This window comes from Kluyvera sp. (assembly GCF_965301105.1).
The window spans coordinates 1-17,975 of sequence record NZ_CBDKZX010000075.1 but is presented as its reverse complement, the minus strand read 5'-3'; the positions used below and the strand labels follow the sequence as shown (position 1 = coordinate 17,975).

At 54.9% G+C, this 17,975-nt stretch carries 18 protein-coding genes; 9 read left to right on the top strand and 9 right to left on the bottom strand.

The window, feature by feature from the left end:
* Window positions 1-40: 40 nt before the first annotated feature.
* A complete protein-coding gene (locus ACW14G_RS18675; RefSeq protein ID WP_163449350.1) occupies window positions 41-1,051 on the bottom strand; it encodes a LacI family DNA-binding transcriptional regulator in 1,011 nt (336 codons plus the stop codon).
* A 301-nt stretch (window positions 1,052-1,352) separates the two neighbouring features.
* Here ACW14G_RS18675 and ACW14G_RS18670 point away from each other — a divergent pair, with 301 nt between their 5' ends.
* Genes ACW14G_RS18670 through ACW14G_RS18655 form a run of 4 tightly spaced genes read left to right on the top strand, consistent with a single transcriptional unit; the run spans window position 1,353 to window position 5,422 of the window.
* The gene (locus ACW14G_RS18670; RefSeq protein WP_064542950.1) at window positions 1,353-2,690 is read left to right on the top strand and encodes a PTS sugar transporter subunit IIC; all 1,338 of its coding nucleotides are present in this window, start codon (window positions 1,353-1,355) and stop codon (window positions 2,688-2,690) included.
* 7 nt (window positions 2,691-2,697) lie between these two features.
* Window positions 2,698-4,125: a glycoside hydrolase family 1 protein gene (locus tag ACW14G_RS18665; protein WP_249022796.1), complete on the top strand. Its 1,428-nt coding sequence runs from the start codon at window positions 2,698-2,700 to the stop codon at window positions 4,123-4,125.
* Window positions 4,126-4,172: 47 nt separating this feature from the next.
* The gene (locus tag ACW14G_RS18660; protein WP_064542956.1) at window positions 4,173-4,946 is read left to right on the top strand and encodes a GntR family transcriptional regulator; all 774 of its coding nucleotides are present in this window, start codon (window positions 4,173-4,175) and stop codon (window positions 4,944-4,946) included.
* Window positions 4,943-5,422, top strand: coding sequence for a GNAT family N-acetyltransferase (locus tag ACW14G_RS18655; protein WP_223803898.1), 480 nt, complete (start codon window positions 4,943-4,945; stop codon window positions 5,420-5,422). Before ACW14G_RS18660 ends, ACW14G_RS18655 begins: the two co-directional genes overlap by 4 nt.
* On the opposite strand, the gene galR is transcribed toward ACW14G_RS18655, so the two are convergent.
* From galR to ACW14G_RS18640, 3 genes are all read right to left on the bottom strand, one after another.
* Window positions 5,383-6,399 (bottom strand): HTH-type transcriptional regulator GalR, encoded by a 1,017-nt coding sequence (gene galR / locus ACW14G_RS18650; protein ID WP_163449346.1) that lies wholly within the window; start codon window positions 6,397-6,399, stop codon window positions 5,383-5,385. The genes ACW14G_RS18655 and galR overlap by 40 nt on opposite strands.
* Before the next feature lie 594 nt (window positions 6,400-6,993).
* On the bottom strand, window positions 6,994-7,221 hold the full coding sequence (locus tag ACW14G_RS18645) for a hypothetical protein (protein ID WP_271458773.1): 228 nt from the start codon (window positions 7,219-7,221) through the stop codon (window positions 6,994-6,996).
* A 91-nt stretch (window positions 7,222-7,312) separates the two neighbouring features.
* Window positions 7,313-7,552 (bottom strand): DUF2442 domain-containing protein, encoded by a 240-nt coding sequence (locus tag ACW14G_RS18640; RefSeq protein ID WP_271458772.1) that lies wholly within the window; start codon window positions 7,550-7,552, stop codon window positions 7,313-7,315.
* 296 nt (window positions 7,553-7,848) lie between these two features.
* On the opposite strand from ACW14G_RS18640, the gene ACW14G_RS18635 reads away from it, so the two are divergent.
* The 3 genes from ACW14G_RS18635 to lplT all read left to right on the top strand — a co-directional run bounded on the left by ACW14G_RS18635 (window position 7,849) and on the right by lplT (window position 12,254).
* Entirely contained in the window at window positions 7,849-8,751 is a 903-nt protein-coding gene (locus tag ACW14G_RS18635) for an endonuclease/exonuclease/phosphatase family protein (protein ID WP_419057853.1), read from the top strand.
* A 157-nt stretch (window positions 8,752-8,908) separates the two neighbouring features.
* Window positions 8,909-11,068: a bifunctional acyl-ACP--phospholipid O-acyltransferase/long-chain-fatty-acid--ACP ligase gene (gene aas, locus ACW14G_RS18630; protein WP_249022797.1), complete on the top strand. Its 2,160-nt coding sequence runs from the start codon at window positions 8,909-8,911 to the stop codon at window positions 11,066-11,068.
* Window positions 11,061-12,254 carry a lysophospholipid transporter LplT gene (gene lplT, locus ACW14G_RS18625; protein ID WP_249022798.1) on the top strand — a complete coding sequence of 398 codons (1,194 nt, stop codon included), beginning with the start codon at window positions 11,061-11,063 and terminating at the stop codon, window positions 12,252-12,254. The genes aas and lplT overlap by 8 nt, the downstream gene beginning before the upstream one ends.
* 39 nt (window positions 12,255-12,293) lie before the next feature.
* Here the strand turns inward: lplT and ACW14G_RS18620 are convergent, their stop codons facing one another.
* The 5 genes from ACW14G_RS18620 to ACW14G_RS18600 all read right to left on the bottom strand — a co-directional run bounded on the left by ACW14G_RS18620 (window position 12,294) and on the right by ACW14G_RS18600 (window position 15,576).
* Window positions 12,294-13,334 carry an NADP(H)-dependent aldo-keto reductase gene (locus ACW14G_RS18620; protein ID WP_163446352.1) on the bottom strand — a complete coding sequence of 347 codons (1,041 nt, stop codon included), beginning with the start codon at window positions 13,332-13,334 and terminating at the stop codon, window positions 12,294-12,296.
* Window positions 13,335-13,462: 128 nt separating this feature from the next.
* On the bottom strand, window positions 13,463-13,681 hold the full coding sequence (locus tag ACW14G_RS18615; RefSeq protein ID WP_097162008.1) for a YgdI/YgdR family lipoprotein: 219 nt from the start codon (window positions 13,679-13,681) through the stop codon (window positions 13,463-13,465).
* Between the two features lie 123 nt (window positions 13,682-13,804).
* The gene (locus tag ACW14G_RS18610) at window positions 13,805-14,518 is read right to left on the bottom strand and encodes a TerC family protein (RefSeq protein WP_065358153.1); all 714 of its coding nucleotides are present in this window, start codon (window positions 14,516-14,518) and stop codon (window positions 13,805-13,807) included.
* Between the two features lie 120 nt (window positions 14,519-14,638).
* On the bottom strand, window positions 14,639-15,334 hold the full coding sequence (mutH, locus tag ACW14G_RS18605) for a DNA mismatch repair endonuclease MutH (protein ID WP_167575093.1): 696 nt from the start codon (window positions 15,332-15,334) through the stop codon (window positions 14,639-14,641).
* 92 nt (window positions 15,335-15,426) lie between these two features.
* Window positions 15,427-15,576 (bottom strand): hypothetical protein, encoded by a 150-nt coding sequence (locus ACW14G_RS18600; protein ID WP_411908121.1) that lies wholly within the window; start codon window positions 15,574-15,576, stop codon window positions 15,427-15,429.
* A gap of 441 nt (window positions 15,577-16,017) precedes the next feature.
* On the opposite strand from ACW14G_RS18600, the gene rppH reads away from it, so the two are divergent.
* The gene (gene rppH, locus ACW14G_RS18595) at window positions 16,018-16,548 is read left to right on the top strand and encodes an RNA pyrophosphohydrolase (protein ID WP_035893962.1); all 531 of its coding nucleotides are present in this window, start codon (window positions 16,018-16,020) and stop codon (window positions 16,546-16,548) included.
* Window positions 16,549-16,560: 12 nt separating this feature from the next.
* Window positions 16,561-17,975 (top strand): phosphoenolpyruvate--protein phosphotransferase (gene ptsP / locus ACW14G_RS18590; RefSeq protein WP_455648716.1); only part of this gene is annotated, 1,415 nt, incomplete at its 3' end.

The window sequence follows — 17,975 nt, the reverse complement described above, 5'->3', positions numbered from 1 at the left end:
ATGTAGGCCGGATAAGGCGCTTGCGCCGCCATCCGGCACGTTATTTGTAATACGGTCCCGTTGTGACCGAATCGCGCAATACCAGCGTGCCGGTGAACGGTGGTATGGTTTCAATCTCTTCGCCCGCGGCCAGCTTAATGGCCTGGTCAATGGCGGTGACGATCATGTTATCGATCGGCAGGTACACCGTCGACAGCCCCGGCTCCAGCCACTTGGCGCTCGGGGCATCATCAAAGCCAAACAGTGAAATATCCTGAGGAATATGTAGCCCCGCCTGATGCAGCGCCTTCGACGCGCCCAGCGCCATGTCATCGTTACAGGCAAACAGCGCGCTGAACTTCACTTTCTCTTCCAGCAGCGCGTTGCACATGTCATAGCCGCAGTTCATGGTCGAATCGCCATGCTTCACTTTTGCTGGATCCCATTTTATGCCGTTCTGTTCCAGCGCCCGACGGTAGCCCTGCAAACGCGCTTTACCGGTTGGCGTATGAATAGGAACGGTAATGCAGGCGATGTCCCGATGCCCTTGAGAAATCAGATACTCTACCGCCTGGAATGCGGCATCCTGCTGTTCGAAGAACACGCAGCGATCGCGCGCCTGGCTGACGTCGCGGTTAATGACGACCAGCGGCATCGGAGTCGTGTTCACCAGCGACATGATCGCTTTTTCGCTCATATGGCGGGTGTAGAGCACGATGGCGTCGCACTGGCGGTCGGCCAGCATCTGCACCGCCTGCTCTTCACGCTCGGGCGTATCGTGGCCATCGGTCACAATCAGCTGTTTACCCCAGGCTTCCGTCTGACGGGAGGCCTGCTGTAACAAACGACCAAAGTAGAAGCCGTCGAAGGTTGAGACAACGAGGCCAATGCTGTTGCTGGTGCGATTGGCCAACGAGCGCGCCAGAAAGTTGGGCCGATAGCCTAACTCCTCCATCGCTTTAAACACCTGTTTACGGGTGCTCTCTTTGACCTGACCGGTACCATTCAGCACACGGGAGACCGTTGCTTTCGACACGCCAGCGCGTATTGAGACATCCAGCATTGTTGCCATTGTTAATCCCTGAAACTCCGTGATGACCCGCAGTTTATCACAGACATTCACCACTCATACGAACTCTACAGCGGATAAAAAACCTATCGCGATCACGCTTTTGCAGTTAATCGCGCTAAGAACCGCTCCTTCAGCATGCGGTATACCAATAATTGTATTTCTTTCTGTTTGGAATACCAAAATAGAGGTTGGGAGCTTAATCACAGAACTTTTCGTTAAGGATGACTATTTTTGGTATGCCAAAAGGTGTTTGGCTGTACACCGGATGCGCGATAAAGCCCTTAAACTTGAGGTACTTTCTATGGCATTGCAGGACAAACTGATTGATTCGCTGGGGAGTTTCGCCACGAAATTCAATAGCTATCGCTATATCATGGCGATCAAACACGCCTTTATTACGCTGATGCCGGTGATCATCGTTGGCGCCTTCTCCGTACTGATCTCCAACATGGTGTTGGATCCGAAAAACGGTCTCGCCAGCTTCCAGTCGCTGTCGTTTCTGGCGTCTCTCAAACCGATTACCAGCGCCATCAACTACGCCACGCTGAACTTCCTCAACATTGGCGCCGTGTTCCTGATCGGCATCGAGCTAGGAAGAATCAACGGCATTAAGACCCTGTTCCCCGGCCTGCTGGCGGTGATCTGCTTTATCTGCGTCACGCCGACCACCGTACAGATGATGGTCGACGGGCAAATGCACGAAGTTAAAGATGTGCTGCTGCGTCAGTTCTCTGACACCCGCAGCCTGTTCCTCGGCATGTTTATCGCCATTCTGTCGGTCGAGATCTACTGCTGGCTGGAAACGCGCAACGGGCTGAAGATCAAAATGCCGGACACCGTGCCGCCGAACGTCGCCGCGTCGTTTTCAGCGCTGATCCCGGCGATCATTACCGTCACCGCGATCGCCACCTTCGGCTTCATCTTCCATCAACTGACCGGCATGTACCTCTACGACGCGGTTTATCAGGTGGTGCAGCAGCCGCTGGAGCGGGTGATGCAGAGCCTGCCGGGGATCCTGCTGCTGATGTTCGTGGCGCAGATCTTCTGGGTGATCGGCATTCACGGTAACCAGATGATCAAACCCATCCGCGAACCGCTGCTGCTGGGGGCGATTACCGTCAACATGAGCGCCTTCGAGCAGGGTAAAGAGGTACCGAATATTATTACGATGCCGTTCTGGGACGTGTATATGAGCATCGGCGGGTCCGGACTGACCATCGGGCTGCTGATCGCGGTGATGATTGCCACCAAGCGTAAAGAGATGAAAGAGATCGCCAAGCTGTCGATTGGCCCGGGGATCTTCAACATCAACGAGCCGGTAATCTTCGGTATGCCGATCATGCTCAACCCGATCCTGGCGATTCCCTTCATTATTACCCCGCTGGTGACCGGCAGCATCGGCTATTTCGCCACCGTCACCGGGTTTGCCGGTAAAGCCGTGGTGATGGTGCCGTGGACCACGCCGCCGCTGATCAACGCCTGGCTGTCGACCGCAGGCTCGATGGGCGCGGTAGTGACGCAGCTGATTTGTATCGTCGTGGCGGTGCTGATTTACCTGCCGTTCGTCAAAATCGCCTCCCGCCGTGCCGAGATTTCCGAACGCCTGGCGGCCAAATCCCCGGCTACCGATAACTTCTGAGGACGCTATGAGTACAAAACGGATAACGATTCCCGATGATTTTATTCTCGGGGCCGCGGCTTCGGCCTGGCAAACGGAAGGCTGGAGCGGTAAAAAGCCAGGCCAGGATTCCTGGCCCGATCTCTGGTACAAGAACGACCGTCACGTCTGGCATAACGGCTACGGCCCGGCGGTTGCCACCGATTTCATCAACCGCTTTCGCGAAGACGTGCAACTGATGAAGCTAGCGGGGTTGACTCATTACCGTACCTCCATCAACTGGTCGCGTTTTTTAACCGATTACGAGGCGGTTACGGTGGATGAAGAGTATGCCGCTTATTACGACCAGCTGTTTGATGAGCTGCTGGCCAATGGTATTGAGCCGATGATCTGCCTTGAGCACTACGAGCTGCCTGGCTACCTGCTGGAAGAGTACGGCGGTTGGGGCTCGAAAAAAGTGGTTGAGCTGTATGTGCGCTACGTGGAGCAGGTGTTTGCCCGCTACCATCACAAGGTGACGCGCTGGTTTACCTTTAACGAGCCGATTGTGGTGCAGACCCGCGTCTATCTGGATGCGCTACGCTGGCCGTATGAGCAAAACACCGGCAAATGGATGCAGTGGAATCACCACAAGGTGCTGGCGACGGCGAAGGTAGTGCAGCTATTCCGCGAGAAAGGCTATCAAGGGACCGTCGGCTGCATCCTCAACCCGGAGGTGACCTATCCGCGTTCCGCCGCTGCTCACGACCTGCGGGCGGCAGAGGTGTACGATCTGTTCTACAACCGCGTATTCCTTGACCCGCTGGTACACGGTGCTTACCCGGCAGAGCTGTTCACGCTGCTGGAGAAGCATACGGTTGCCTGGGACTACAGTGCCGACGAACTGGCGATCATCCGCGACAACACGGTCGATGAACTGGGCATTAATCTCTACTACCCGCATCGGGTAAAAGCGCCGTCGCGCGCCTGGCATCCCGGGACGCCGTTCCACCCGGCCTGGTACTACGAACCGTTTGAACTGCCGGGCAGAAAGATGAACAACTCGCGCGGTTGGGAAATCTACCCGCAGATTGTCTACGACATGGCGATGCGCATCAAAAATGACTATCGCAATATTCCGTGGTTTGTCGCCGAGAGCGGTATGGGGGTGGAAAATGAGGCCCAGTTCCGCAACGCCGATGGCGTGATTGCCGACGACTATCGGATCCGTTTTATCAGCGAGCATCTGTGGCAAACGTTGCGGGCGAAAGAAGACGGCGCCAACTGCCACGGCTATATGCTGTGGGCCTTTACCGACAACGTTTCGCCGATGAACGCCTTTAAAAACCGCTACGGGCTGATTGAAATCGATCTCCAGAACGACCGCGCGCGGCGGCCAAAAGCCTCTGCCCGCTGGTTCCGTCAACTGCGCGACAGCCGCGAGCTGACGGTGGATATCGATGATGAATGGCGCTGATTTTTGCTAAGATAGCGCCGGTATTGGCATAACGTACAGGTGAAATTGTGGAGAAGGCTACCGTCCCGCCGGAAAAGAAACCCTATCAGGAGATTGGCGATGATTTGCGCGCCCAGATTATGCAGGGCCGCTATCCCGTCGGGTCGCGCCTGCCGCCGGAACGCAATATCGCTGAAACTTACGGCGTCAGCCGTACCATCGTGCGCGAGGCGCTGCTGATGCTGGAACTACAGGGTACGGTTGATATTCGCCAGGGCTCCGGCGTGTACGTGATGCGTATTCCGCAAGAAAGCGACGGCGAGGAAGAGCAGATGCTGAGCAGCGACGTTGGGCCATTTGAAATCCTGCAGGCGCGCCAGTTGCTGGAGAGTAACATTGCCGCTTTCGCCGCGAAGATGGCCACCCGCGCAGATATCGACAACCTCAAGCAGATTATCGAACAAGAGCAGCGGGCGATTGCGCTCAACGATACCAGCCAGGACAACGGCCGCCTGTTCCACCTGGTGCTGGCCGGGGCGACGCAAAACCAGATGCTGCTGGCGACTATCGAGCGCGTCTGGATCCAGATGGACAGCAGCCCGCTGTGGCAGCAGTTTAACGCCCATATTGCCAGCCGCACCTACCGGCTGAAATGGCTTGGCGACCGGCAGACTATTCTGGCCGCGCTACGCCGCCGTGACGTCATGGGGGCCTGGCAGGCGATGTGGCAGCATCTTGAGAACGTCAAAAATAGCCTGATGGAGCTGTCAGACGAAGACGCGCCGGATTTCGACGGCTATCTGTTTGAATCGGTTCCCATCTTCCAGGGAAAATTAATGTGACCATCCTGCCGCTCTATGACCGTCCGCAGTACGCCGGTCAGGTGACCGACTGGCTATGGCACGCCTTTGGCGGCGAAGGTCTGTCGCGGGCATTTTTTGCCAGCATCATTGACCACAGCCAGCGTCCGGGCGCACTGCCGCTGACGTTTATTGCCGTTGAGGGCGATAAACTGTCAGGAACGGTGGGGCTGTGGCGCTGCGATTTAATCAGTCGTCAGGATCTGTGGCCGTGGATGGCTGCGTTGTACGTCGCGCCAGAGGCGCGTGGCCGCGGTCTGGCGGGCCAGCTACAGCGGCACGTGATGTCCTGTGCCGCGCAGCTGGGATATACGGAACTGCACCTCTATTCGGCCTGTCGGGATTTTTACGAACGCTTCGGCTGGCAGTACCTCGGTGATGCCCTCGATTACCCGGACACCACCGTCCATCTTTATCGCTACGATTTAACCTCTTCCGCCGGGGCGATCACCGAGTGACGGCGAACCAGCGTCGGGCTGAACAGGTGGGTGATATCCGGTAGCGGCTTGTTCTCTGCCAGCGCCAACGCCAGCTCGGCGGCCTGGGTGGCCATGGTGACAATCGGGTAGCGGATGGTGGTCAGCCGTGGTCGCACGTAGCGGGAAACCAGCACGTCATCGAAACCAATCAGCGAAATCGCCTGCGGTACGTCGATACCGTTATCATTCAGTACGCCCATCGCGCCCGCCGCCATCGAGTCGTTGTAACAGGCGACGGCGGTAAACTGCTTGCCGCGACCGAGCAGCTCGGTCATGGCCTGTTCGCCGCCGCTTTCATCCGGCTCGGCAAAGGTTACCAGCCGGTCGTTGCACGGTAGCCCGTGCTCTTTTAGCGCGTCGTAGTAGCCCGCCAGTCGGTCTTCCGCATCCGAAATCGCGTGGTTGGAACAGATATAGCCAATGCGCGTATGCCCTTGTTGAATCAGATGGCGAGTCGCCAGCCAGGCGCCGTAACGGTCGTCCAGCGCCACGCAGCGTTTTTCAAAACCGGGTAGAATGCGGTTGATCAACACCATGCCGGGCATTTGCTTCATTAAATCTGCCAGTTCAGCGTCGGGAATCAGCTTGGCATGCACCACCAGCGCCGCACAGCGGTGGCGGATGAGTTGCTCAATGGCCTGACGTTCTTTCATCTCATTATGGTAGCCGTTGCCAATCAGCAAAAAATTGCCGGTGTGATAGGCGACCTGCTCCACGGCTTTAACCATGGCGCCGAAAAAAGGGTCGGAGACGTCGCCCACCACCAGGCCGACGGTTTCCGTCGACTGCTGCGCCAGCGCGCGGGCATTGGCGTTGGGATGATAGTTGAGGGTCTCCATGGCGGAGTTCACCGCCTGACGCGAGGCATCGCTGGCTTTTGGAGAGTTGTTGATGACGCGGGAAACGGTGGCGACGGAGACGCCTGCCATCCGGGCCACATCTTTAATTGTCGCCATAATATGCCTTAAACAAAATTCGATGGGTAAACGTTTACACCCTAACAGTTTTACGGAAATCCCGGTGCTATTCAAGGCCGAGTCTGTGGTGGATTGCACAATATTGATGCGCGTATGGTGCTTTGTGGAAGAGTGACACCGGGCTTTTGCAACTAAACAGGAATATTCAAACGTTTGCTTACACTTTGCGAGATGCTGTTGCGAATGTCTGCTGGAGAACGCGTTACGCGAGTTGCTAATCTGATTGTCCCAGAGGTATTGATAGGTGAAGTCGCCCACAAGGTTGACCACTCAATTACACCAACCTGCGCAGATGCGCAGGTTTTTTTTTGCCTGAATTCACGCTGTTACAGTTCCCCATAATCGCAATACCTCGTTGCATTTCCGCTCATTCTCTTGCGGTTTTAAACTGGCTGCCAGGCGGTAGGGGGGAGACAATAGCGGTCCCAGAGGTATTGATTGGTGAATGTTTCAAAGTACGCTTTGCGTACGCATCACTTACACCGACCTGCGCAGAAGCGCAGGTTTTTTTTTGCAAAAAAAAAGATAGGGTTAATCTAACCCTATCTTTTTTCTTGATAGATGAGACTTGGTTTACTGCGGATGCCAGGCATCAAAACGGCATTCCCACAATCTGGCGAGAGCATGCTGACGATTAGCATGGCGACCACAGACGACAAAACTCTCGGCGTTATTTTTAATTTTGGTGACCCATCTTCTTTTGATATTAATAATGACCCCAATCGGCTCTTTGTCGTGAAAAAGCGTTGTATAGCAATCTCTTTCTACCAGCCGATATGATTGATGGTTATTGTTGGTCATTTTACGCCTCTCACATCTGTTTTTTATTGCAGATTAAGCCGAAGGATATCGCGCTAGTCCACTCTCAAAATAGGTTTGGCAAACCCAGTTTTCAGGGAATAGCTGCCTCGGTGGCGCACTTCAGTATGTCATCAATATCTAGCGTGAATTTTAAATTTAACCATTCAATTCCTGCGGAGGTAATCTTATTGTTTTTAAGATCGGCGATGGTGGCACAGTCCAGTTCCGGAAACCATTTTAGCGGTAGTGCCAGCACTAACCCTCCCTTGAATTCAATACCCAAATGCCTGGCCGTAAATCTTATTCTCTTTACAGATACCGTATTGCTCATAAAAGCTTGTCCATAATAGAGGCGCAAAATAGCGTCTATAAATACTCAATAAAAACTCAGGTCTGGCGTCACGGTATCATTGTTCTTGTGATTTATAAAATGAATGATATGAATAAAATTCATTCCAAGAAGGAATGAATTGTGGAGATTTTGCCGGAAAACCAAGCTCAGAAAGCGTAAAGTAACGAGGAAACTTAATTCTCGTCGCGTTATAAGTTTGTGCGATACATCACTAAAATGAATGGTTTTACTCCGTATCCTAAGACAAATATTTTAAACGGAGAACGATAACAGTAATGAAAAAACAGATTGTACTGACTATGATAGCGCTGGCATGCCTGGCTACGAATGCACAGGCTGCTGATAAACTGGCGGGAAATGAAATACTTGCTGTTCAGAAAGGCGGTGTGCCCGACAAGGTTTATACTCAGGACAAACCAACGTTACGCATCGCGACCTACAATATCGGTAAAAATGAGGCTTCCGATAACGTTGCTGATTTTACTGCACTTAATTCGGCTATTAAAAAAATCAACGCCGATATTATTGCCGTTCCTGAAGTGGATAACAAAACGCAGCGTAGTCAGAAGGTCGACCAATTAAAGACCATTGCCGATGCCAACAAAATGCACTATGCGTTTGGTAAAGCGTTAGATTTTGATGGCGGTGAATATGGTTTGGGTATTCTGTCAAAATATAAAATTCTGCATTCACAGGTTGTGAAGCTGCCCTCCGGAAATGCTGAACAGCGCGTTGCGCTGCTGGCGCAGGTAGAAGTGCCGGGATTTGATTCCGCTCCCATTATTATGGTGACTCACCTCGACTGGCAAAAAGATCCTACGATACGGACCGAGCAGGCGCGTTATTTGCTTGATCTGAGTATTGGCGACGCAGCGTCCGATTTTAAAGATATTGCCTCTTCGATTAAGATCCTGGCGGGTGATTTCAACTCAACCCGTGAAGAACAGCCGATAAAAGAGATCGGTTATTTCTTTAATGAAGTCGCGAAGAAAGGCACGGATACCCGCAGTTGGCCTGCCATTAATCCGGCCATCGATATCGACCATATCTTTACGTTTAAAGGCCAGAAGTGGGACGTGAAGAAGATGGAGATTCCAAATAATTCGCCTGAGTTTAACTGGTCTGCGGCAAGCGATCATCTTCCGGTGATTGCCGAGCTTGAACTGACAGAACAGTAAATGACCTACGGGGGCCCCTCAGGGTCCCCGGTTCCTGTCTCGTCCATGTACGAATTGTAAGTCATCTTTTTGCCGCAATAATATTCCTGCCCGCTGCTTTTCCTCAGTGTTCTCGTGTACCCTTTGCAAAGATAAATCTTTGGCAAAAGGAGTTGGTATGCTTCTCTGTTTCTTCCGACAGCTTTTCAGGGTGTTATTCAGGGTACGGATGACCGGTAGCACCGAGGCGTTAAGCCAGCCTAAAGTGCTGATTACGCCCAACCACGTCTCGTTTATCGACGGCATTCTGCTAGCGCTGTTTCTCCCGGTTCGCCCGGTTTTTGCCGTCTACACCTCGATTTCCCAAAAATGGTTCATGCGCTGGCTGACGCCGATCATCGATTTTGTCCCGCTCGACCCGACAAAACCGATGTCTATCAAGCATCTGGTGCGCCTGATCGAACAGGGCCGCCCGGTGGTGATTTTCCCGGAAGGGCGCATTTCAGTCTCCGGTTCGCTGATGAAGATTTACGACGGCGCGGCCTTTGTGGCGGCGAAGTCCGGGGCGACGATTATTCCGGTGCGTATTGAAGGTGCGGAACTGAGCTACTTTAGCCGCCTGAAAGGGCTGGTGAAGCGCCGCCTTTTCCCTCGCATCCAGCTGCACCTGTTGCCGCCAACCACGCTGCCAATGCCGGAAGCCCCGCGTGCGCGTGACCGTCGCCGCATTGCCGGCGAAATGCTGCACCAGATTATGATGGAAGCCCGGATGGCGGTGCGTCCGCGTGAAACGCTGTATGAATCGCTGCTGACGGCGATGCACCGATACGGCGAGAAAAAAGCGTGCGTCGAAGATATCAATTTCCAGCCGGACAGCTATCGCAAGCTGCTGACCAAAACGCTGTTTGTGGCGCGTATCCTCGAAAAATACAGCCAGAAGGGCGAAAAGATCGGCCTGATGCTCCCGAATGCCGGTATCAGCGCCGCCGTTATCTTCGGTGCGATTGCCCGCGGCCGTATTCCGGCGATGATGAACTACACTGCCGGGGTCAAAGGGCTGTCCAGCGCCATTACCGCCGCGCAAATTGGCACGATTTTTACCTCGCGCACGTTTCTTGATAAAGGCAAACTCTGGCACCTGACCGAGCAGTTGACCCAGGTTCGCTGGGTATTCCTCGAAGATTTAAAAGGCGATGTGACCACCGTCGATAAGCTGTGGATCTTTTCACGCGTGCTGATGCCGCGTCTGGCGCAGGTGGCGCAGCAGCCGGAAGACCCGGCAATCATCCTCTTTACCTCCGGTTCGGAAGGCCACCCGAAAGGCGTGGTGCACAGCCACAAAAGCATTCTGGCGAACGTCGAGCAGATCAAAACCATCGCCGACTTTACCGCCAATGACCGCTTTATGTCGGCGCTGCCGCTGTTTCACTCGTTTGGCCTGACGGTCGGGCTGTTTACGCCGCTGCTGACCGGCGCGGAAGTGTTCCTCTACCCTAGCCCGTTGCACTACCGCATGGTACCGGAGCTGGTGTATGACCGTAACTGTACCGTCCTGTTCGGCACCTCAACGTTTTTAGGCAACTACGCGCGATTCGCCAACCCGTACGATTTCTATCGTCTACGCTATGTCGTGGCCGGGGCGGAAAAGCTGCAACAGAGCACCAAAGAGCTGTGGCAGGACAAGTTCGGCCTGCGCATTCTGGAAGGCTATGGCGTGACCGAATGCGCGCCGGTGGTCTCAATTAACGTGCCAATGGCGGCGAAACCGGGCACGGTAGGGCGCATTCTGCCGGGGATGGACGCGAGATTGCTGGAAGTACCGGGCATTGAGCAGGGCGGTCGCCTGCAGGTGAAAGGGCCGAACGTGATGTGCGGCTACCTGCGCGTTGAGAACCCTGGCGTGCTGGAAGCGCCGACGGCGGAGAATCAGCACGGTGAGCGGGAAACCGGCTGGTACGACACCGGGGATATTGTTGCTTTTGACGCCCAGGGCTATGTGCAGATTCAGGGGCGGGCAAAGCGGTTTGCTAAAATTGCCGGCGAAATGGTGTCGCTGGAAACGGTCGAACAGCTGGCGCTGGGCGTATCGCCTGAGAAGATGCACGCCACGGCAGTGAAAACCGATGCCAGCAAAGGCGAGGCGCTGGTGCTATTTACCACCGATAATGAACTGACCCGCGACAAACTGTTGCAGTATGCGCGGGCCCACGGCGTGCCGGAGCTGGCGGTTCCTCGCGACATTCGCTGGATGAAACAGCTGCCGCTGCTGGGCAGCGGTAAACCGGATTTCGTCACCCTTAAGAGCATGGTTGCAGAGACGGAACACCCACATGAGTGAGTCAGTACACACTAACACCTCTATCTGGTCGAAAGGCATGATGGCGGTTATCGCCGCCCAGTTCCTCTCGGCTTTTGGCGACAACGCGCTGCTGTTTGCCACGCTGGCGCTGATGAAGCAGCAATACTATCCGGACTGGAGCCAGCCGGTGCTGCAAATGGTGTTTGTGGGCGCTTACATCGTCTTTGCGCCGTTCGTCGGCCAGGTGGCGGACAGCTTTGGTAAGGGCCGGGTGATGATGTTCGCCAACGGCCTGAAGCTGCTCGGCGCGGCGATGATTTGCGTGGGGCTGAATCCCTTTATCGGCTATACGCTGGTGGGTATCGGCGCGGCGGCTTACTCGCCGGCGAAGTATGGCATTCTCGGGGAACTGACCACCGGCGATAAACTGGTGAAAGCCAACGGTCTGATGGAAGCTTCGACGATCGCGGCGATTCTGATCGGCTCGGTGGCGGGCGGCGTTGTGGCTGACTGGAGCGTGGTGGGCGCACTGGCGCTTTGCGCGATCGTCTACGGCGGCGCGGTGGTGGCGAACATTTTTATTCCCAGGCTGCCAGCTGCGCGTCCGGGTCAGTCCTGGCGTTTTCGCCCCATGACCCACAATTTCTTTAACGCCTGCAATGTGCTGTGGCACAACGGTGAAACGCGCTTTTCTCTGCTTGGCACCAGCCTGTTCTGGGGCGCGGGGGTGACGCTGCGCTTCCTGTTGGTGCTGTGGGTTCCGGTGGCGTTAGGGATTACCGATAACGCCACGCCAACCTATCTGAACGCGATGGTGGCGGTGGGGATTGTGGTGGGGGCCGGGGCGGCCGCCAGGCTGGTCACGCTGGAAACGGTGGCGCGCTGCATGCCTGCCGGGGTGCTGATTGGCGTGGTGGTGGCGATTTTCGCCCTTCAGCACGCGATTTTACCGGCTTATGTGCTGCTGTTTATCATCGGCATCTGCGGTGGCTTCTTTATCGTGCCGCTGAACGCGCTGTTGCAGGATCGCGGCAAGCATACCGTTGGCTCGGGCAATGCGATTGCGGTGCAAAATCTCGGTGAAAATAGCGCGATGCTGTTGATGCTGGGGCTGTACTCTCTGGCGGTGGCGGTGAATATTCCGGTCGTCGGCGTGGGCGTAGGCTTCGGTGTGTTGTTTGCGCTGGCGATTATCGTGCTGTGGCTGTGGGGTAAGCGGCGCTGATTTTCCCGGGGTCGCAAGCGACCCCGGAAGAGCACAATCTTAAGGTGCCGGGTAAGTATATACCTGATGCACCGCTTCAATTTCGGCTAATACCTCTTCACTCAATTCCAGGTGCAGACTTTCCACGTTAGTTTTCAACTGCTCCATCGTCGTCGCGCCCAGCAGCGTGCTGGCGACGAACGGCTGACGGCGGACGAACGCCAGCGCCATCTGCGCCGGGTCGAGGTTATGGCGTTTGGCAATCTCCACGTAGGCGGCGACCGCTTTTTGCGTCTGCTCACCGCTGTAGCGGGTAAAGCGGCTAAACAGCGTATTGCGCGCGCCAGCCGGTTTGGCACCGTTCAGGTATTTACCTGTCAGGGTGCCGAACGCCAGGCAGGAATAGGCCAGCAGCTCAACGCCTTCAAACTGGCTCACTTCTGAGAGCGCGACTTCGTAGCTGCGGTTGACCAGGCTATACGGGTTCTGAATGGTCACAATACGCGGCAGATCGTGTTTATCGGCCAGATGCAGGTAACGCATTACGCCAAACGCGGTTTCGTTCGAGACGCCGATATAGCGAATTTTCCCGGCGCGCTGATACTCGGTGAGCGCTTCCAGCGTTTCCAGCAGGGATACGACCGGTGCGGAATCAGCCCAGGTGTAGCCCAGCTTGCCGAAGCAGTTGGTTGGGCGCTGAGGCCAGTGCACCTGGTAGAGGTCGAGATAGTCGGTTTGCAGACGCGTCAGACTGTTGTGCAGCGCGTCGCGAATGTTCTTGCGGTCCAGCGCCTGATTGGGGCGGATGCCGCTGTCGTTATTGCGTGACGGGCCGCTAACCTTAGAGGCAATCACCAGTTTTTCACGGTTGCCGCGTTTCGTCAGCCAGTTGCCAACGTAGGTTTCAGTCAGACCCTGGGTTTCCGGGCGCGGCGGCACAGGATACATCTCCGCGACGTCGATCAGGTTGATACCCTGACTCACGGCGTAATCAAGCTGTGCATGGGCGTCGGCTTCGCTGTTCTGTTCACCAAACGTCATTGTGCCAAGCCCGAGGGTGCTTATCTCAAGAGAGCTGTGGGGGATACGGTGGTACTGCATAAGCCGGCTTCCTTTTATCAACAGCGTCGGGAAAGAGTCCCGACAAAGGAATATAAAAATGGCAGAGGGGAAGAAAAAGGGAAAGCAGAAAATGAAAAAAGGCCAGCAAGCGGCTGACCTCTCTGTCTTTATCGTTTAATAATCTGTGAGACGTCGTCGCGATTGATCTGCATTCTGTTGCCCTGCTGATCTTCGTAGCTGATAAGCCCGGTGTCGTCGTCGACTTCTGGTTTTCCGTCGGTAAGAATCATTCGGCCATCTTTGGTCGCCATGACGTAATCGCTGCTACAGCCGGAAACTGCAAAGGCTAAACCTACTGCGGAAATCAATACTGCCCATTTTGTCATCGTCATCCCCTTTATCGCCGCACTCTTAATAGTCTAGTAATAACCGACTCTTGCGTTAGCATAAAGCAGTAAAATCTGAAAAAAATCAGACATGGCCCTCAAAAGAGGGCCAAAAACGACAGATTAGAGCGGATTTTTTTTGTTTCTCAGCAGATTGAGGCTTTCTACTGCGATAGAGAAGAACATGGCGAAGTAGATGTAGCCTTTCGGCACGTGGACGTCAAAGCTCTCGAGGATCAGCGTAAAGCCGACCAGAATCAGGAATGACAGCGCCAGCATTTTCACCGAAGGATGGCGATCGACAAATTCGCCGATTGAACGTGCGGCAAACATCATCACGCCCACCGCAATCACCACCGCTGCCATCATGATAAACAGATGGTCAGAGAGGCCAACGGCGGTAATGACCGAGTCGAGGCTGAAGATAATATCCAGCAGCATGATCTGTACAATCGCGCCGAGGAACGAATGCACGTTGGTTTTCAGCCCTTCCTCATCGCCTTCGATCGACTCGTGAATTTCCTTACTGGCCTTCCAGATAAGGAACAGCCCGCCCAGCAGCAGGATAATATCGCGCAGCGAGATGGCCTGATCGAACACGGTGAACAGCGGGTTGGTGAGCTTCACCACCCAGGCGATAGAAGCCAGCAGCCCCAGACGCATCACCATCGCCCCCATCAGCCCTAAACGACGGGCATGGGCGCGTTGCGCGGTAGGAAGCTTAGCGACGACCAGAGAGAGAAAAATAATATTATCGATCCCCAGAACGATCTCCAGCAGCGTCAGCGTACCGAGCGCAAGCCAGGCGTTGGGGTCGGTGATCCATGCAAATAACATTAGATAAGTCCTGCCAAAAAAAGCGAAAGCGTCAATAGATGTACTTTGTGGGTGCTGTAGGGCAATCCTGCCGCCAGCAGCACGAGGAGTATAATCCCGGTGGGCGGCAGGGCAAAAAAATTAATGCGTTTGCAGCATAAAGTGGCGCGCCAGCAAGGCGGCGGTGAAGTTCTTTTTGAGATAGAAACCGCGCGGCAGCGTCATAATCGGTTCACCGTGCGCGCCGATGGCTTCGGTGAGCGCTTTGCTGTTGGCGGCCTTTGGGCGGAGCTGCAGCACTTCGCCGTGTCGGGCGGTAATGCGCTCGACCTGTCCCAGAACAATCAGATCCATTAACTCTTCCCAGTCCATTTGCAGCTGATGCTCTTCTTCCGGGCTCGGCGTCCACAGCAGCGGCGCGCCGACGCGGCGCTCGGCGAGCGGGATCGTTCTTTCGCCCTCTACCGGAATCCACAATACCCGCTTGAGCTTATGGCGAACGTGGCTGTTTTCCCAGGTGACGCCGGAATTGCCGGTCAGCGGGGCGACGCAGACGAACGTGGTCTCCAGCGGGCGTCCCTGGCGGTCAATGGGAATCGTTTTCAGCTCGACCCCCAGCGCGGCGAAATCCTGCTCTGGCTTACTGCCGGCGCTGGCGCCGAGCCAGATTTCCAGCAGCACGCCAATCCAGCCTTTATCACGCTTCAAATCTTTGGGCGGGACGATTCCGGCCATCGCCGCCAGTTCGCCCAGCGAATAGCCCGCCAGACGCTGCGCTTGCGCGAGCAGCTCGGCCTGGGTTTTGGGCGATTCGGGAAGCGGGGCGAGCATTGACATGATAAAGCGCCTTCTGGTGAAAAAATGTACGACTGTTTTGCCGGGTGTGGATAGAGTTTAACTTTTTCTGAGTAAATATATCAACGTGATGATTATAATGGATTTTTTAAGCTATTTTTCAGCGTAAAAAGGCCGCGAAAAAAGGTTTTCCAAATCTGGTCACTGACAATGAACAGGATCTTACACCATGTTATCCACAGAAAAATGGGATAACTGGGGAAAAGCCCCACTACTGTTTCAATTTACAGCCTTGACGTGCGACGAAAATCGAATTTTCGCACAAAAGATGTCTAAGATGTTGGCACAATCTGTGGATAAAATCGGCGTTGCTCGATCTTTCATCAGTTGGAGGATCCCCTATGTGATGATCATCACGTTATGCGCTAATGCAAGAGGATTAACCATAATAACTTAATGAAAAATATCATTTTACTGTGAACGGCTTGCATGCGATTATTCAGAGTACTCTGGGTTTTCCCTGGGTAATTCCGTACTTCTTCACAACTCTATCCACAGAAAAAGTGAATAAAATCGCGGATGAACGCGGCTCTCTGTTTATAACTCTGATGATTACTGTGAGTTATTCAAATGTTATTAGATGGTCGTGCTGTAATAGAGTGGTTTACCGTTTCCAGCGAGTGTGAAACAATCATTCACATTGAAGCTTATTTTGAGGTAGTCCGGTGATTGATGACGATGGCTACCGCCCAAATGTTGGTATTGTAATTTGCAATCGTCAGGGCCAGGTTATGTGGGCCCGACGCTACGGTCAGCACTCCTGGCAATTCCCGCAAGGGGGTATAAACCCCGGTGAGACAGCAGAACAGGCGATGTATCGGGAACTGTTCGAAGAAGTTGGATTAAGCCGTAAGGATGTACGGATCCTCGCTTCGACCCGAAACTGGTTGCGTTACAAATTGCCTAAACGTTTGGTGCGTTGGGACACAAAGCCGGTTTGTATCGGCCAGAAACAAAAATGGTTTCTCTTGCAGTTGATCGGCAATGACGCGGATATCAATATGCAAACCAGCAGCACGCCGGAGTTCGACGGCTGGCGCTGGGTGAGTTACTGGTATCCGGTGCGTCAGGTCGTGTCGTTTAAACGTGACGTCTACCGCCGGGTGATGAAAGAGTTCGCCAGCGTAGTGATGGCGCTTGCGGAGAGCGCGCCAAAACCGCAAAGCGCGCCTGCTTATCGACGTAAAAGAGGTTAAGCCACGCATATTATGCTCACTCGCTTACGCGAAATTGTTGAGAAGGTCGCGAGTGCGCCTCGTCTGAACGAGGCGCTGGATATTCTGGTCACCGATGTCTGCCTGGCTATGGAGACCGAGGTTTGTTCCGTCTATCTCGCCGACAACGATCGACGCTGCTTCTATTTAATGGCGACCCGCGGCCTGAAAAAACCGCGCGGTCGTACCATTACGCTCGCCTTCGATGAAGGGATCGTCGGGCTGGTTGGCCGCCTGGCCGAACCGATTAACCTCGCCGACGCGCAAAAACACCCCAGCTATAAATACATTCCCTCAGTGAAAGAAGAGCGCTTCCGCGCGTTTCTTGGCGTGCCGATCATTCAGCGCCGCCAACTGCTGGGCGTGCTGGTGGTGCAGCAGCGCGAGCTGAGACAGTACGACGAAAGCGAAGAGTCATTCCTGGTCACGCTCGCCACCCAGATGGCGGCTATCCTCTCGCAGTCTCAGTTGACGGCGCTGTTCGGGCAGTATCGTCAGACGCGTATCCGCGCGCTGCCGGCTTCGCCAGGCGTGGCGATCGCCGAAGGCTGGATGGACGCCACCCTGCCGCTGATGGAGCAGGTGTATGAAGCGTCATCGCTGGATACGCAACTGGAGCGCGAGCGTTTAACCGGCGCGCTGGAAGAGGCGGCGAACGAATTTCGTCGTTACAGCAAACGCTATGCCGCCGGAGCGCAAAAAGAGACGGCGGCGATTTTTGACCTCTATTCGCACCTGCTCTCTGACGCCAGCCTGCGCCGCGCGCTGTTTGCCGCGGTGGATAATGGCTCGGTGGCCGAATGGGCGGTAAAAACGGTTATTGAGAAGTTTGCCGAACAGTTTGCTGCGCTCAGCGACGGCTACCTGAAAGAGCGCGCAGGCGATCTGCGTGCGTTGGGGCAGCGTCTGCTGTTCCACCTTGATGACACCACCCAAGGCGCCAATGCCTGGCCGCCCCGCTTTGTGCTGGTGGCGGATGAACTCTCCGCCGCTACGCTCGCGGAAGTGCCGCAGGATCGTTTAGCCGGTGTGGTGGTACGCGACGGTGCCGCCAACTCTCACGCTGCGATCATGGTACGCGCGTTGGGGATCCCTACGGTGATGGGCGCCGATATCCAGCCGTCGATCCTCCATGGGCGTACGCTGGTGGTCGATGGTTATCGCGGCGAGCTGCTGGTGGATCCTGAACCGATCCTGCTACAAGAATATCAACGGCTTATCAGCGAAGAAAACGAACTCAGCCGCCTGGCGGAAGGAGACGTTGAGCGCCCGGCAGAGCTGAAAAGCGGCGAGCGCGTGAAGGTGATGCTCAATGCCGGTCTTAGTCCGGAGCATGAGCAGAAGCTGGGGCGGCGCATCGACGGCATTGGCCTGTATCGCACTGAAATTCCGTTTATGCTGCAAAGCGG